We start from the raw sequence: 15,065 nt of genomic DNA on the forward strand, positions 1-15,065 counted from the left end.
TTGCGATCTTGCAATACCATAATGGCTCACTTCTTTATTTACCTGAGGTTAGGAATGCTGGAGCGAGCGGACCTGATGCTGGTGCTGGCGGTGCGGGAAACGGGCAGTCTGATCGGCGCGGCGCGGCGTTTGGGGGTGAGCGGCGCAGCCATCACCAAGCGGCTTGCGCAGATTGAAGCTCAACTGGCCGTGCGTCTCTTCAGGAGGACCACCCGTAGCGTCTTGCCCACGCCTGAAGGCGATCTCTATTGCGAGCAGGCCATGCAACTGGTTGCAGGGTTTGAAAGCCTTGAGGCCCGCATTGCGGATTTCAGCACCACGCCGGTAGGTCTGATCAAGCTGGCGTGTAACGTCGGCTTTGGTCGACAGTGGATGGCACCGGTCATCGACGCATTTTCGCGCCTGTATCCATCCGTTCGGATCGAACTGCATCTCCGGAACACGTTGCCCGATCTCCAGGCGGAGGGTTTCGATGCTGCGGTGTGGCTGTGGCGCCCCCTGTCCACGCAATGGATCATCCACACTCTGGCGCAGAACAACCGTGTGATTGTCGCGGCGCCCGACTATCTGCAGCGTGCGGGCATGCCGCAGACGCCCGCTGATCTTTCGCGCCATACGTGCCTGTTGATGCTCGAGCGCGACATGCCGTCGTACGTGTGGCGCCTGAATCGTGTATCGCCGCCGGGCGCCGAGGAGTCGACCATCGACGTGCGCGTTTCGGGCCCGCTTTCCAGCAACAACGGCGAGGCGTTGCGTGACTGGGCACTGAGTGGGGCAGGGATCGCGCTTCGTCCGTACTGGGATGTCTACGCGCACATTCAGAGCGGGAGCCTGACTCACGTGTTGCGTGACTACGCGAAGCTGGACTCCGACGTTCAGTGGATTGCGCCGTACCGGCCGCATTTGCCGGAACGGGTCAGACTGCTCAAGGAGTTCATTGAAGGCCGGCTTGCCGACGCGCCCTGGCTGCGTCAGCCAGGGTAAATCCTGAGAAAAACATCAGACGTCTGATGTATTCTTTAAAAAAAAGCAACGGATGGGCCTGCGTATGCGCCTGAGCGTAGAACGATCGATGAGCGACAAGATTCAGGACTCGCTTCTTGCGATGATTCGCGAGAAGGGCCTGAAGCCGGGCGATCAGATCCCTACGGAGATCGAGCTTTGCGAATTGCTGGGCGTGGGACGCTCGAGCTTGCGTGAAGCCGTGGCGCAGATGATCTCGCACGGGCTGCTTTCGCGTGTGCAGGGTCGAGGTACCTTCATCAGACAAGTTTCGTTGAAATTGCAGGGCGGTCTCGATGATCTGATGTCTGTGACCGATATGATCAAGAGCGTCGGCGCGGTGCCGTCCACCAGTCGTCTGCAGATTGAGCACATCGAGGCATCGGAAAGTCTGGCCGAAAAGCTGGGACTGAAACCGGGTGATCCGTGTGTACGGATCGAGCGGGTCAGAAGGGCTGATGATGCCGTGGCGGCGTACTGCATCGACATCGTTCCGAAGCAGGTGTTCGATGCCGCGAACGGCGAGCTAGGCGAATCGCTGTTCGCCATGTTCTACCGTACCGGGAGGCGACTCTCGCATACGCATTCATCGATCCAGCCGACCATCCTGACACCGCGCGATCTGCCCGAACTGGGCGACGGCTTTGGGCTGTTCCTGTTGCTGGACGAAGTGGATTTTGATCAAAGCGGCGAGCCGCTTTGCTATAGCAACGACTATTACAACACGAGCATCTTCAAGTTCGACCTGGTACGCAAGCGTCACTGATAGCGGGCGCGCGGTTGGGTCGATCGCGGAGGAGGCACTATGGAATTTGAGGCGTTGAATGCGTCCGAGCTGTCGGCGTATCTGCGAGGCATTCCTGTTGTACACAAGCTGCTCGGCGAGCCGGCTGAGCTGGATATTGCCGAAGTCGGCGACGGCAACCTGAACTACGTCTACTTCGCGAGCAATGCGAGGACGCCGGCAAAGAGCGTGGTGGTCAAGCAGGCCCCGCCGTTTCTACGGCTTGTAGGCAAGACCTGGCCGCTCACGCGCGAGCGGCTCGAGCGCGAGGTTGCAGCGCTCCGGCGCTTCGGTGCGCTATGCCCGGAGCACGTGCCGAAGGTCTACCATGCCGACAGCGAACTCTTCCTGATGGTGATGCAGCGGCTGTCGTCGCATTGCATTCTGCGCCAGGGGTTAATGAATGGCGTGCTGTATCCAAAGCTCGCCGACCATCTCTCCACGTTTCTCGCCAATACGTTGTTTTTCGGCTCGGATCTTTTTCTCGCGCCCGACATCAAGAAGCAGGCCATGGCCGCTGCGGTCAATAGCGAACTATGCAGGATCACTGAAGATCTCGTATTTACGTATCCGTTCGAGGACCATTCTTCGAACGTCTATAGCGCGGCGTTGCCACGCGCGGCCATTGACCGGTTGCGGTACACGCCCGAATTGCGCACCGCGGTTGGCGAGATGAAGTGGGCATTCATGAACCGTGCCGAGACGCTGATTCATGGCGACCTGCACACCGGTTCGATCATGGTCAATGAAGACGAGACCTACGTGATTGATCCCGAGTTCGCTTTCTACGGACCTATGGCGTTCGACGTCGGCGCGATCATCGCCAACCTGCTGCTGGCCTATTTCTCGCGCGACTGGCATGGCCGCGTCAACGGCGCATCGCCGGAACCGTATCAGGCGTGGTTGCTCGATCAGGTGCGCGACATCTGGTCAGGCTTCTCGGCAAAATTCCAGGCGCTTTGGCGCGATCACGAAGGGCGCAGCAAGACGCATTTCATCGGCAACGACCCGAGTCGCGTATGCGCCGATGCGTTCAGGACGCGCTTCATGCAACAACTCTTTGCGGACACGCTCGGCTTTGCAGGATGCAAGATGATCCGGCGCATTGTCGGCATGGCAAAAGTGGCAGAGATCACGCGTATTCCTGATGATATTGCCCGCGCCGCGATCGAAGTGCGCTGCCTGCAGTGTGCGGAAACGCTGCTAATCCAACGCGCCTCGCTGACAGGTGTAGAAGACGTCATTGGTCTTGCGCGGGAGATTGGATCTGCCTCATGACCCGCGCCCATTCCGTTTCAACCCGTGATGCCTAAGGAGCACACATGGTTTCCACGCCGTCCATTTCTAACCTTCCCGCGACCATCGCATGGGAAAACGACGGCTTGTCGATCCTCGATCAAACACGTTTGCCGCATGAAACCGTCGTTGAAAAACTGACGACAGCCGAGGAAGTCTGGCGCGCCATTCACGAGCTGCGGGTGCGCGGTGCACCGGCTATTGGCGTCGCTGCAGCGTATGGATTGTGCGTGGCAATGCGCACGAGCCTGCATCTGCCAATAGCCGAGTTTCGCGCGCATCTGGCGAAGCAGGCGGCGTATCTCGACAGCGCGCGGCCCACGGCGGTGAATCTTAGCTGGAGCCTCAGACGCATGCTTCAGGCGGCGCAGGCGTCGCCTGCGAGCGAAACGGCATCGCTGCTACGCGTATTGATCGATGAAGCCGTCGCAATCCACGACGAAGACCGCGCGCTGTGCGAAGGCATCGGCGAACACGGCTTGCCGCTGATCACCGAAGGTTGCGGGGTGTTGACCCATTGCAATGCGGGGGCGCTCGCCACGACTGGCCTGGGCACGGCAACCGCTCCGATCTACATGGCGCACGCCGCAGGTACGAAATTCCGCGTCTACGCCGACGAGACCCGCCCTCTGTTGCAAGGCGCGCGCCTCACGGCCTATGAGTTGCAGCAGGCTGGTGTAGACGTGACGCTGATCACCGACAGCATGGCGGCCTCGCTCATGGCGCGCGGACTCGTTGACGTGGTGATCGTCGGGACGGATCGTGTTGCGGCTAACGGCGATTTCGCCAACAAGATCGGCACGCTGGCGCTGGCGATCGTCTCGCGGCATTTCGACATCCCGTTCTACGTGGCCTGTCCGTCCTCCACGCTGGACCTGCACACGGCAACGGGCGACGCCATCGTGATTGAACAACGCCGTGACGATGAAGTCACGCACCTCTATGGTCAGCGTATCGCACCAGCCAATATGAAGGTTAGCAATCCCGCATTCGATGTGACGCCGCACGAGCTGGTGACCGGCTTTATCACGGAGCGCGGCATCGTGAAGGCGCCCTTTGCGCGAAACCTTGCAACGCTGTTCGCCATGGAAGGAGACGCGGCATGAGCGAAAACGCTTTGCGCGAACAGATCGTCGTTACCGTGCGCGAAATGGAGCGCCTGGGCATCAACCAGGGGACCTCCGGCAATGTGAGCGCGCGCTGGCTCGACGGCTTTCTGATCACGCCAAGCGGTGTTCCGGCCGCGCAGTTGCGGGCAAGCGGGATTGTCTGGTTGCCGATGGACATCAAGGAACCGTCGCCGGTGCTCGATCAGGCCAGACCCTCGTCGGAGTGGCGCTTTCATCGAGACATATTGCACTCGCGGCCGGACGCGCATGCGATCGTCCATACGCATTCGGCAGCGGCCACCGCGATTGCCATTCACGGCCGCGATATTCCCGCTCATCACTACATGGTCGCAGCGGCTGGCGGCAACTCCATTCGCTGCGCACCGTATGCGACCTTCGGCAGCCAGGCGCTCTCCGATCATGCCGTCGCCGCCCTGCAGGGACGCAGCGCCTGTCTGCTTGCGCATCATGGCGTGATCGCGCTCGGCCCCGATCTTGCGCGTGCGTTGTGGCTCGCGCATGAGGTCGAAGTGCTGGCGAAGCAGTACCTGCTGGCTTGCCAGCTTGGTACGCCGCCCGTGCTACCCGACGAAGAGATGCAGATCGTCGTAGAGAAGTTCAGAAGTTATGGTCCGAAGAGAACGCAGTAGAACTGATCGTTGCATCGCACGCTACATCTGCAACGCGTAGCAAAACCGCCTTAATAACGTGAAAAACGGAGACAGACATGGCTTGGAATTCAGGAAGATTCGATGCATGGGGCAAGCTCGGCGCCACGGCGGGAACGGTGGTCCTGTGTGCGGCTACAGTGCTGGCAGGCTGTTCGAAGAGCGAATCGCCGTCGTCTTCGGGCACGGCGGCGAGCGACGCGGGCGCAAGCGCACCGGCAGTGGCAAGTGCGGCACCCGCAGCGGGTGGCAAGACGAAGATCGGTTTCTCGGTGTCCACGCTCAACAACGCGTTCTTCGTCGGCCTGAAGCTGGGTGTGGAGAAGGGTTCTAAAGATCAGGGCTTCGACCTCGTACAGACCAACGCGAACGGCGACGCACAGCAGCAGGTCAATGACGCGATCAACCTACTGAGCCAGGGCGTGAATGCACTAGTGCTGAACCCGATCGACTCGAAGGCAATCATTCCGGCCGTAGAAAAAGCCAATAGCATGGGTATTCCCGTGTTTATGCTCGATCGCGGCTCGGACGGCGGCAAGGTGACCTCGTTCGTGGCGTCGGATAACGTGGCCCTCGGCGCGACAGGCGCGAAGTGGATCGCGGATCAACTGAAGGCGCGTTACGGCTCGCCGAAGGGCAATGTAGTCGACCTGATCGGCCTTGTCGGCACGACTGCCGCAACGGATCGCGAGAAAGGCTTCTCCGACGAGATGGCGAAGTATCCGGACATCAAGATCGTGGCACGCCAGGAAGGCGCGTTTGACCAGGAGAAGTCGCTTAATGCCATGACGGACATTCTGCAGAAATTCCCGCAGATCGACGCTGTGTTCGGTGCGAACGACGACAACACGGTAGGTGCGGAAAAGGCGATCGACAACGCGAACCGCTACAAGCCGCTCGGCGACAAGGATCACATCATGGTGATCGGCGCGGACGGCACGGCGCAGGCCTTGTCGGCGATTCGCGCAGGCAAGCAGGACGCCACGATCTCGCAGAACCCGATCGAAATGGCGGCCAAGGCGCTGAGCTTCATCACGGACTACGAAGCGAAGAAGGACGTGCCGGCGAACTACGCATGGCCGACCCTGCTGATCGACAAGTCGAATATCGACTCCGATGAAACCAAGAAGTACGGCCTCTGGTCGCTGCAGGTTAGCCAGTAATCTGTAAATGCGAACATGCGCGCCCGCATTGCGGGCCGCATGCTTCAAGCCAGACGAGAATCGAACATGAGTGCCGAAACGAATGTGCCGGAGGTGGCAGGCGGCGGGCTCGCCGCCACGCCGGGCGGTCATGCGCCGTTGTTGCGCATGGAAGGCATCGTCAAGAGTTTTCCGGGCGTGAAGGCCTTGCGCGGCGTGAGCTTGACGCTGGAAGCCGGTCACGTGATGGCGATTGTCGGCGAGAACGGCGCGGGCAAGTCGTCGCTGATCAAGACGTTGTCGGGTGCGTACGAGCCTGATGAGGGAAGCATCGCGATCAACGGCGTGCCGCTTGGGCGAGGGACGCACGCTGCTATCGACGCGGGTGTTGCGGTGATTTACCAGGAGCTTTCGCTGGTCAACGACATGACCGTGGCGGAAAACCTGTTCCTTGGGCGCATGCCGTCGCAAGGCGGCTTCGTGAAGCGCCGCGAAGCGAATGACGATGCGCGCAAGGCGCTTGCGCAAGTCGGGCTCGAGAGCGTGTCGCCGTCAATGCGCCTTGGCGATCTGCCGCTCAACAAGCGGCAACTCGTGGAAGTCGCGAAAGCAGTCGCGCGCGAGGCGCGCATCCTTGTGATGGATGAGCCTACCGCCGCATTGCAACGTGGCGATATCGCGAATCTCTATGCCGTTGTGCGCCGTCTGCGTGCAGCGGGGATGGGCATCATTTTTATTTCGCACCACCTGGAAGAAGTGTTCGAACTGGCGGACTCGGCGGTCGTCATGCGTGACGGCGTCACCGTCAGTTCGCGTCCGATGTCGCAATGGACCGAGCAGGAGCTTGTCCAGGCGATGGTCGCGCGCAACCTCGAATCGTTCTATCCGTGGGAGCCGCGCGAATATGGCCCGGTTGTGCTGGAGGTGCGCGATCTGGCGAGCCCGCCCATCGTGCGGCACGCCTCGCTCAGTGTGCGAGCGGGCGAGATCCTCGGCATTGCGGGCATCGCAGGGGCAGGGCGCACCGAATTGCTGAAGGCGATCTTTGGCGCGTTGCCGGTGACGCAAGGCGAAATCGTCGTGCGCGGCCAGAAGGTCAACATCAAATCGCCTAGCGACGGCGTGCAACACGGTCTCGTCTACACCGCCGAGGATCGCAAACTCGAAGGCCTCGTGCTGGAAGCGAGTATCGAGGAAAACGTTGCTCTATCGAGCCTGAAGGCGCTTGCCACAGGCGGTTTCGTCAGCAATGCCCGCAAGCGTGCACTCGCGCAGGAGGCAAGCACGCGCTTCGGCGTGCGTGCGCCGTCGGTCATGCAGATCACTGGCAACCTCTCGGGCGGCAATCAGCAGAAGGTCATTCTCGGGCGTGCGACCGCCACGAATCCGGCCGTCATCATGCTCGACGAGCCCACGCGCGGCATCGACGTGGGCGCGAAATCGGAGATCTATGCGCACATGGTTTCCATGGCGCGGGCGGGCGCGGCGGTAATCATGGTCAGCTCTGAACTGCCGGAGCTGCTCGGCATGTCGGACCGTGTGCTGGTGATGTACCGGGGCAGCATCGTCACGGAAATTGCTCGCGACAAGGCGGATTCGGAAACGGTGATTCAATGGGCTACGACAGGAGTAGGGACATGACGTCCACGACAACCAAACAGGCGGATTCGGAGGCGTTCTCGCAGCGCCTCATCCGGCAACTGCGCAGCGGCATCGGGCCGCTCTTCGCGGCGCTCGTGCTGATCTGTGTGGTGCTCTCGATCGCATCGCCGGAATTCCTGACCACCAGCACGCTGACCAACGTCATGGTGCAGGTCTCGGTGGTCGGCATTGCGGCAGTCGGCGCTACTTTCGTGATCATCACGTCGGGCATCGACCTCTCGGTCGGGTCGCTCGTGGCGCTGAGCGGCATGGTGGCTGCGACCGTCATGGCTGGATCGGCGGCGGGGAACGTCGGTCTCGGGATCGGCGGACTCGGGGTGGCGCTGGCGGTCGGTGCGATCGTGGGTGCGCTGAATGGCTTCTCGGTGTCGTGGTTCAGGCTCGTGCCATTCATCGTCACGCTGGCGATGATGGCAATGGCGCGCGGCCTCACGCTCGCCATCTCCGATGGCCGCACGAAGTTCGATTTTCCCAATTCGTTCACCGCGTTCGGCGCGAAGAGCGTAGCAGGCCTTCCAGCGCCGATGCTCGTGATGCTGGTGGTGTTTATCGTCGGTCACGTGCTGCTGCGCAAGACCACGTTTGGACATCAGGTGTTCGCGGTCGGCGGTAACAAGGAAGCCGCGCGGCTCGCGGGCATTCCGGTAGGCCGCGTGATTTTTCTCACGTACACGCTCGCAGGCGTGACAGCGGCCATCGCGGGCATCGTGCTCGCAGGGCGGTTGAATTCGGCGTTGCCGTCGGCGGCGAACGGACTCGAATTGCAGGTGATCGCCGGCGTGGTGATCGGCGGTACGTCGCTTGCGGGCGGGCGCGGCTCGATCGTGGGCACGTTCATTGGCGTGGTACTGATCGGCGTGATCAACGTCGGACTGTCGCTGCTCGGCGTCAATCCATTCTGGACACAATTCATTCAGGGCGGCGTTATCTTCGCCGCCGTCATGCTCGACGCGCTCAGTCAGCGCCGCAAGAACTAACCTCATTCAGGAGACACGCATGAGAAAGATCATCAACCAGCCCGATCAGTTCGTCGATGAAATCATCGAGTCGCTGTTGATCGCACATCCGGGCTGGATCAAGGCAGCAACGGCCGACCGCCGTGCGCTCGTGCGCGCGGATGCGCCGAAGCAGGGCCGCGTGGGCATCGTGACAGGCGGCGGATCGGGACACATGCCGGGCTTTCTCGGCTATGTGGGCGAGGGGCTGTGCAGCGGTGTGGCGGTGGGCAACGTGTTTTCATCGCCGTCATCCGAGCAGATTTATGAAGCGACCAAAGCAGTGAACGGCGGCGCCGGCGTGCTCTATGTGTACGGCAATTACGGCGGTGACGTCTTTAACTTCGATCTGGCAGCAGATCTTGCGGAGCCGGATGGCATCGATGTGAAGACCGTATTGCTGACCGACGACGTGGCGTCCGCGCCCAGCGAACGTAGCGCTGACCGGCGCGGTGTGGCGGGCATGGTATTCGTCTTCAAGTGTGCTGGCGCAGCGGCGGAGCGCGGCGATTCGCTAGAGGAAGTGGCGCGCATCGCGGCGAAGGCGAACAACCAGTGCCGCACGATGGGCGTGGGTTTGTCGCCGACCATTCTGCCCGCAGCCGGCAAGCCGACCTTCACGCTGCCCGAAGGCGAGATGGAGATTGGCATTGGCATCCACGGCGAGCCGGGCACGCATCGCGGCAAGCTGGAAACGGCGGATGAAATCGCTACGCGGCTTACCGGAGAAATCTTGCGCGATCTCGCGGCGCCCAAGGGTTCGCGTGTAGCAGTGCTGATCAACGGGCTTGGCGCCACGCCGCTCGAAGAGTTGTATCTGCTCTATCGACGTTCGGCCGCGCTCATCGCAGAGCAGGGTTTGACGATTGCACGCTCGTATGTGGGCGAGTATGTGACGAGCCTGGAAATGGCCGGTGCTTCGATCACGATCATGCTGGTCGACGACGAGCTTGAAGCGCTGCTCGCCGCGCCTGCGCGCTCACCTTTCTTTCATGACTGGTCGCAAAGCTGAAAGAGGGGAACGTCATGAGTCTTTCCTGTATTGAACTGCGTGACTTGCTCACGCGTACGCTTACTGCTTTACCCACTCACGCCGAAGAGTTGCGGGAGCTTGATGCCGCGCTTGGCGACGGTGATCTCGGCATCACCGTGCAATCCGGATCGGCCGCGGTCGTCAAGGCGATTGGCGCATTGCCCGAAACAGCATCGGTATCCGAACTTTTGCTTGCGTCGGGAAAGGCATTTTCCACGGCGAACCCGTCGACGTTCGCGGCGCTGATCGGCGGCGGCCTGCTTGCTGCATCGAAGACGGTGACAGGCAAGGACGCGATCGATAAAGCCGATTCACTGGCGATCGGGCGTGCGGTGGCAGCCCGGATCATCGAGCGCGGCAAAAGCCAGGTGGGCGACAAGACCGTGCTCGACGCGCTCGTGCCTAGCCTCGATACGCTCGAGGCCACATCCGGCTCCGCCGATGCCGTGCTCGACGCGATGATTGCTAATTCGCGGGAGCAGGTAACGGCGACGGCAAGCCAGCAATCGAAGAAGGGGCGCGCCGCATGGGTGCAGGAGCGCAGCATCGGGCATGCCGACCCAGGCGCGACAGCGTATCTGCGTTTTCTCGAAGCGCTGCGCTCGGCGCTGCAGGCATAGAACAATGAGCGGTTTCGATAAGGGTTTACGTTGTCGGATCGATAACCAGCAGGAATCGGTTGCGCGGAATACGCAATTGGATAACGTCTTCCCTCGTACTAGACTTGGCGGGGAGCGGACGGTGCCCGCGGCTACCGCTCGTCCCAAGTGCCTCAGATCTGCTTCTTTACAATTCCAAAACGGAGACATCACGTGAGATCGAAAGTGGCCTGCGGCATTCTTGCCGCCGTGGTTTGCGTCAGCGTTACCAATACAGCCAGTGCACAGGCAGCGAGCGGCGATACCTCGTCGCTGAAAATCGCGCTCTCGAACAACTACGCGGGCAACAGTTGGCGTCAGGCGATGCTCAAGAGCTGGTCGAATGTCGCCGATGCCGCCGTCAAGCAGAAGGTGGTCGCCGCCGCGCCTACGTTCACGACCGCGGAGAATCAGGCCACCGAGCAGGTGCAGCAAATGCAGAACCTGATCCTGCAGGGCTTCAAAGGCATTGCGGTGGATGCCGTGTCGCCTACCGCGCTCAATGGCGTCATCAAGCAGGCCTGCGGCGCAGGGGTGACGGTGGTGTCGTTCGATGGCATCGCCTCTGAGCCCTGCGCTTATCGCATCACGGTCGATTTCCGAAAACTCGGTTCGATGCAGGTCGACTATATGGCGAAACGCCTGAACGGCACCGGCAATCTGCTCGAGATCCGCGGTCTTGCCGGCGTGTCCGTGGATGACGAAATCCATCAGGGTATCGTCGATGAGCTCAAGAAGTACCCAGGGCTGAAGATCGTGGGCTCCGTGCATGGCGATTGGACCCAGACGGTTGCGCAAAAGCAGGTAGCCGGTATCTTGCCGACGCTACCCAAAATCGACGGTGTCGTGGACCAGGGTGGCGACGGCTTTGGCACGGCGAAGGCGTTCGCCGAGGCTAACCGTCCGACGCCGATCATCATTCTTGGCAATCGCCAGGAAGAGCTGGCGTGGTGGGCCGAGCAACGCAAGAAGGGCAGCTACGAGACGCTGTCGGTCACCATCCCGCCGGGTTGCTCGACGTTTGCTTTCTGGATCACCCAGCAATTGCTGGCGGGTAAAAAGCTGCCGCACGATATCCAGATGCCGCTGCTCGAGGTGAAAGCGGACGAGCTCGACTCGGTGCTCGCCAAAACGCCGCCGGGCCAGCTTGCCAACAAGGAATTCACGCGCGACGAGGTGCTCAAGGTCGTCGACTCGAAGTAAGGCAACAGGCCAGCGGCGATGCGTGAGGTCGCCGCTGTCCGTCGTCGGCACAACGAAGGGATCTATGACGGTTTCATTCGGTGAATCATCGGGTTCGCCCGGCATCGCATCTGGCGAGGTACTGATCGGTCTTGCCGGTATCGGCAAGACGTTCGGCCAGGTCAAGGCGCTGAGCGGCATTGACTTTGCGTTCCGGAACGGCGAATGCGTCGGCGTCGCCGGTCATAACGGCGCGGGCAAGTCCACGCTGATGGCGGTGCTCGCAGGCGTGTACGCGCCGGATCACGGCACGCTCTCGGTGGCGGGCCAGCCGGTCAGCCACTACGACGCTAACGTGGCGCGCGAAGCAGGGGTGCGTTGCGTGTTCCAGGAGCTCTCCCTGTGCGCGAACCTGTCGATCGCGGAGAACATGTGCATCCTGCATCCGCAACTCAAAGGACGCGGCTGGCGCAAGAAAGCAACCGCATTGATGGTGGAACAGCTTGACGCGATTTTTCCGGGCCATGGTCTGAAGGGGCATGAACTGGTCGCGGACCTGACGCTGACACAACGTCAGATGGTCGAGATCGCTCGAGCTTTTACGGTGGTGGTTGCACCGGTAAAGCTGGTCATTCTCGATGAGCCGACGTCCAGCCTCGATGCGCATACCGCCGGACAGCTGCTGGTTTTTATCCGTGAGGCGGCGAGCCGTGGCATCACCTGTATTCTGATTAGCCACATGCTTGGCGAGATCGAACGCGTCGCGGACCGCGTGCTGGTGATGCGCGACGGCATGGCGGCCGCGGTGTTGCCGCGCGATGCGTTGACTCAGGATGCAATTGTGCGAGCGATGGGGCAGCACGTCGATGTCGGGCGTCAAACGCAAAAGGCCGGTCGCGCGCAGGGCAATGTCAATGCCGCTGATTTCACGTGGCAGGTTGGGCCCACTGCAGTGAAACGCTCGACGATCAACGCGGCACGCGGCGAGATTGTCTGCTTTGCGGGCCTCGCGGGGCAGGGCCAAACCGAAGCGTTGCTCGCCATCTATCGCGACTCCACCCGCCGAGGAGCAGCGACGCGCGTGGCGTTTGTGGCCGGCGATCGTGCCGACGACGGTGTATTCCCACTCTGGTCGATCAGCGAGAACCTCGCGATCCGCTCTCTGTATGGTGCGTCGAACGGTCTGCGCAAGCGCTGGCTGGTCGATGCCGACGGCGTACGCAAGCTGGTGCAGGACTGGCGCGCGAAGATCGGCATTCGCGGCGCCGCGACCCGTGCAGGCATCCTGTCGCTCTCGGGCGGCAACCAGCAGAAGGTGCTGTTCGCACGCGCGCTGGCCTCCGACGCGGACCTGATCCTGATGGACGATCCGACTCGCGGCGTCGACATCGGCACCAAGCGCGACATCTACGAACTCGTGCGCGGCGAGGCGTCGAACGGACGCACGTTTATCTGGTACACCACGGAAAACGACGAACTCGCATACTGCGATCGCGCCTATGTGTTTCGTTCTGGCCGCGTCACGCGCGTGCTGCACGCGGACGAATGCACCGAAGAGGTACTCCTCGCAGCCAGCTTCGAGGAGCAAGCCGCATGACGCCTTCCGTCGCGACTGGGCTCAATGTCCGCAACGTCCGAAATGCACGGCTAAGGGCGCTGCTGCCGGTGTTTTCACTGGTGGTGATTCTGGTGCCTATCTTTATCCTGCAGCCGGCGACGTTCAGTTACTTCGGCTTGGGACTGCTGCTCAATCTTGCCGTGCCGATCGTCTTTGCGACGCTCGCGCAACTGGCCGTCATTACCGTGAACGATCTTGATCTGTCGATCGGCGCGTTCGTCAGCCTGACCGCGTGCATTGGCGCGACCTTGTGCGTGCGCGAACCGTGGCTAGGCATCGTAGCGCTGATAGGTTGCGTGCTGGCGTATGCGGCGATCGGCGCGTTGATCGAATTCCGCCAGATTCCATCGATTGTGGTCACGCTCGGCCTGTCGTTCGTGTGGACGGGACTCGCGGTGTTACTGTTGCCTTCGCCCGGTGGCAGCAGTCCCCAATGGCTTGGCAGCCTGATGACGTATCAAACGCCGCTGATTGCCGCGCCGATAGTATGGTCGGTCGTGATCGCGCTGGTGGGGCATCTATTATTGATGCGTTCGTCGACAGGCGTGCGGGTGAGGGGTGCTGGCGGTAATCCTCGGGCGATGAGCCGGTTTGGCTGGTCGATGGTCAAGAGCCGCGCCATCCTGTACGGCGTCGCCGGTTTCTTCGGGGTGTGCTCGGGCCTGTCATTGCTCGGCTTGACGACTTCCGCCGATCCGAACCTCGCACTGCGCTACACGCTGCTGTCGATAGCCTCGGTGATACTTGGCGGCGGCGAGTTTGTCGGCGGACGGGTCTCCGTTTGGGGAGCCGTGCTGGGCGCTATCACGCTCACCGTGGCCGCATCGTTTCTCGCCTTCCTCAACATCTCGCCGGACTGGCAGGTGGGCATGCAGGGCGTGATCCTGATTGCGGTGCTGTCGCTGCGCGTCTTGCTGCAACGAAGCGGGGGGCGCAGATGAACCCGCAGTCCGAACTTCAATCCACGGCAAGCTCCAGCGCCGACGCGCAACCGACGCTCGCTGCGCGGCTCAGAATGCTGCGCGCGCCGTGGGTCTGGTCCTTCGTCGGGGCGATCGGCGTAGGCATCCTCATCGCGGTCGTGTTTGGGATTTCCATTGCCGGTAACGTCGTGTTGACGGCGCTGGTGTTTGGCGTCTTCATGGTGCTGGTCGGTCTGGGGCAGATGCTCGTCATCACCTCGGGGCCGGGCAATATCGACCTGTCGGTGCCATCCGTCATTGCGCTCGCGGGCATGATCGGCGTTCACGTGATGGGCGCGTATGGCATTCTCGCCGGCTTCGTTACTGCACTCGCTGCTGGTGTAGTCGTCGGTCTCGCGAACTATCTGCTGATACGTGTGCTTCGTATCCCGCCGATCATTGCGACGTTGTCGTCGAGTTTCATTATCCAGTCGGTTGCGATCACGCAAAGCAGCGGCATGAATGCGCCGCCTGTCGCGCTCGAGACATTTGCCAATGGTCACCTGCTCGGTGTGCCGCATCTCGCGTTGATCGCGCTGGCGTTGTCGGTTGTGATTGCGGTCCTGCTGCATCTGACGGTATTCGGCCGCGGTCTTTCCGCGGTCGGCCAGAATCCGCGAGCGGCGTGGCTGGCGGGCGTGGGTGTCGAGGCGACGCGCTGCAAGGTGTACATGCTGTCCGGTGGCATTGCGGCGCTCACAGGTGTACTGCTCGCTGCCGTGTCGGGTGGCGCGACGCTAGATATGGGCGTCGAATATATGCTGATCTCCATTGCAGTAGTGGTGATCGGCGGCACCCAGGTCACCGGCGGCCGCGCGACGGTCATCGGTGTGTGGGGCGCCTCGATGTTCCTGTTCCTCACCAATGCCGTGCTCAACGCGTTGGGCGCGGGTGCCGGCGTGCGCTCGATTGCGTACGGCGTACTGATTATTGTCGTCGTGGTGGCGGCAGGCGGCCGCTCGGCGCGCTACTAG

General features: G+C 61.7%; 14 protein-coding genes. All 14 read left to right on the forward strand.

Annotated elements, in window-relative coordinates:
* The first annotated feature begins 54 nt into the window (after positions 1 to 54).
* The 14 genes from P3T20_RS28590 to P3T20_RS28655 all read left to right on the forward strand — a co-directional run bounded on the left by P3T20_RS28590 (position 55) and on the right by P3T20_RS28655 (position 15,065).
* Positions 55 to 984 (forward strand): LysR family transcriptional regulator, encoded by a 930-nt coding sequence (locus P3T20_RS28590; RefSeq protein WP_429288541.1) that lies wholly within the window; start codon positions 55 to 57, stop codon positions 982 to 984.
* Positions 985 to 1,072: 88 nt separating this feature from the next.
* Positions 1,073 to 1,768: a GntR family transcriptional regulator gene (locus tag P3T20_RS28595; RefSeq protein ID WP_254368998.1), complete on the forward strand. Its 696-nt coding sequence runs from the start codon at positions 1,073 to 1,075 to the stop codon at positions 1,766 to 1,768.
* Positions 1,769 to 1,807: 39 nt separating this feature from the next.
* Entirely contained in the window at positions 1,808 to 3,064 is a 1,257-nt protein-coding gene (gene mtnK / locus P3T20_RS28600) for an S-methyl-5-thioribose kinase (protein WP_429288542.1), read from the forward strand.
* Between the two features lie 44 nt (positions 3,065 to 3,108).
* On the forward strand, positions 3,109 to 4,188 hold the full coding sequence (mtnA, locus tag P3T20_RS28605; RefSeq protein WP_429288543.1) for an S-methyl-5-thioribose-1-phosphate isomerase: 1,080 nt from the start codon (positions 3,109 to 3,111) through the stop codon (positions 4,186 to 4,188).
* Positions 4,185 to 4,841: a class II aldolase/adducin family protein gene (locus P3T20_RS28610; protein ID WP_429288544.1), complete on the forward strand. Its 657-nt coding sequence runs from the start codon at positions 4,185 to 4,187 to the stop codon at positions 4,839 to 4,841. Before mtnA ends, P3T20_RS28610 begins: the two co-directional genes overlap by 4 nt.
* Before the next feature lie 77 nt (positions 4,842 to 4,918).
* Positions 4,919 to 6,022: a sugar ABC transporter substrate-binding protein gene (locus tag P3T20_RS28615; protein ID WP_074267966.1), complete on the forward strand. Its 1,104-nt coding sequence runs from the start codon at positions 4,919 to 4,921 to the stop codon at positions 6,020 to 6,022.
* Positions 6,023 to 6,088: 66 nt separating this feature from the next.
* A complete protein-coding gene (locus P3T20_RS28620) occupies positions 6,089 to 7,642 on the forward strand; it encodes a sugar ABC transporter ATP-binding protein (RefSeq protein WP_429288545.1) in 1,554 nt (517 codons plus the stop codon).
* Positions 7,639 to 8,640: an ABC transporter permease gene (locus P3T20_RS28625; RefSeq protein ID WP_074267967.1), complete on the forward strand. Its 1,002-nt coding sequence runs from the start codon at positions 7,639 to 7,641 to the stop codon at positions 8,638 to 8,640. The genes P3T20_RS28620 and P3T20_RS28625 overlap by 4 nt, the downstream gene beginning before the upstream one ends.
* A gap of 19 nt (positions 8,641 to 8,659) precedes the next feature.
* Positions 8,660 to 9,670 (forward strand): dihydroxyacetone kinase subunit DhaK, encoded by a 1,011-nt coding sequence (locus tag P3T20_RS28630; protein WP_074267968.1) that lies wholly within the window; start codon positions 8,660 to 8,662, stop codon positions 9,668 to 9,670.
* Between the two features lie 14 nt (positions 9,671 to 9,684).
* Positions 9,685 to 10,311 (forward strand): DAK2 domain-containing protein, encoded by a 627-nt coding sequence (locus P3T20_RS28635; protein WP_429288546.1) that lies wholly within the window; start codon positions 9,685 to 9,687, stop codon positions 10,309 to 10,311.
* A gap of 204 nt (positions 10,312 to 10,515) precedes the next feature.
* Complete coding sequence (locus tag P3T20_RS28640) at positions 10,516 to 11,532, forward strand: ABC transporter substrate-binding protein (RefSeq protein WP_429288675.1); 1,017 nt, start codon at positions 10,516 to 10,518, stop codon at positions 11,530 to 11,532.
* Positions 11,533 to 11,596: 64 nt separating this feature from the next.
* Positions 11,597 to 13,108 carry a sugar ABC transporter ATP-binding protein gene (locus P3T20_RS28645; protein ID WP_429288547.1) on the forward strand — a complete coding sequence of 504 codons (1,512 nt, stop codon included), beginning with the start codon at positions 11,597 to 11,599 and terminating at the stop codon, positions 13,106 to 13,108.
* Positions 13,105 to 14,070: an ABC transporter permease gene (locus P3T20_RS28650; protein WP_429288548.1), complete on the forward strand. Its 966-nt coding sequence runs from the start codon at positions 13,105 to 13,107 to the stop codon at positions 14,068 to 14,070. Before P3T20_RS28645 ends, P3T20_RS28650 begins: the two co-directional genes overlap by 4 nt.
* A 74-nt stretch (positions 14,071 to 14,144) precedes the next feature.
* Entirely contained in the window at positions 14,145 to 15,065 is a 921-nt protein-coding gene (locus P3T20_RS28655) for an ABC transporter permease (RefSeq protein ID WP_429288676.1), read from the forward strand.

Origin of the sequence: Paraburkholderia sp. GAS206C (genome assembly GCF_050435645.1) — a bacterium.
GTDB lineage: Bacteria > Pseudomonadota > Gammaproteobacteria > Burkholderiales > Burkholderiaceae > Paraburkholderia > Paraburkholderia phenazinium_B.

Excerpts from the sequence above, each read along its gene's own strand:
- P3T20_RS28590 (WP_429288541.1), top strand. The coding sequence starts at position 55 with ATGCTGGAGCGAGCGGACCTGATGCTGGTGCTGGCGGTGCGGGAAACG.
- P3T20_RS28595 (WP_254368998.1), top strand. The coding sequence starts at position 1,073 with ATGAGCGACAAGATTCAGGACTCGCTTCTTGCGATGATTCGCGAGAAG.
- mtnK (WP_429288542.1), top strand. The coding sequence starts at position 1,808 with ATGGAATTTGAGGCGTTGAATGCGTCCGAGCTGTCGGCGTATCTGCGA.
- mtnA (WP_429288543.1), top strand. The coding sequence starts at position 3,109 with ATGGTTTCCACGCCGTCCATTTCTAACCTTCCCGCGACCATCGCATGG.
- P3T20_RS28610 (WP_429288544.1), top strand. The coding sequence starts at position 4,185 with ATGAGCGAAAACGCTTTGCGCGAACAGATCGTCGTTACCGTGCGCGAA.
- P3T20_RS28615 (WP_074267966.1), top strand. The coding sequence starts at position 4,919 with ATGGCTTGGAATTCAGGAAGATTCGATGCATGGGGCAAGCTCGGCGCC.
- P3T20_RS28620 (WP_429288545.1), top strand. The coding sequence starts at position 6,089 with ATGAGTGCCGAAACGAATGTGCCGGAGGTGGCAGGCGGCGGGCTCGCC.
- P3T20_RS28625 (WP_074267967.1), top strand. The coding sequence starts at position 7,639 with ATGACGTCCACGACAACCAAACAGGCGGATTCGGAGGCGTTCTCGCAG.
- P3T20_RS28630 (WP_074267968.1), top strand. The coding sequence starts at position 8,660 with ATGAGAAAGATCATCAACCAGCCCGATCAGTTCGTCGATGAAATCATC.
- P3T20_RS28635 (WP_429288546.1), top strand. The coding sequence starts at position 9,685 with ATGAGTCTTTCCTGTATTGAACTGCGTGACTTGCTCACGCGTACGCTT.
- P3T20_RS28645 (WP_429288547.1), top strand. The coding sequence starts at position 11,597 with ATGACGGTTTCATTCGGTGAATCATCGGGTTCGCCCGGCATCGCATCT.
- P3T20_RS28650 (WP_429288548.1), top strand. The coding sequence starts at position 13,105 with ATGACGCCTTCCGTCGCGACTGGGCTCAATGTCCGCAACGTCCGAAAT.
- P3T20_RS28655 (WP_429288676.1), top strand. The coding sequence starts at position 14,145 with ATGCTGCGCGCGCCGTGGGTCTGGTCCTTCGTCGGGGCGATCGGCGTA.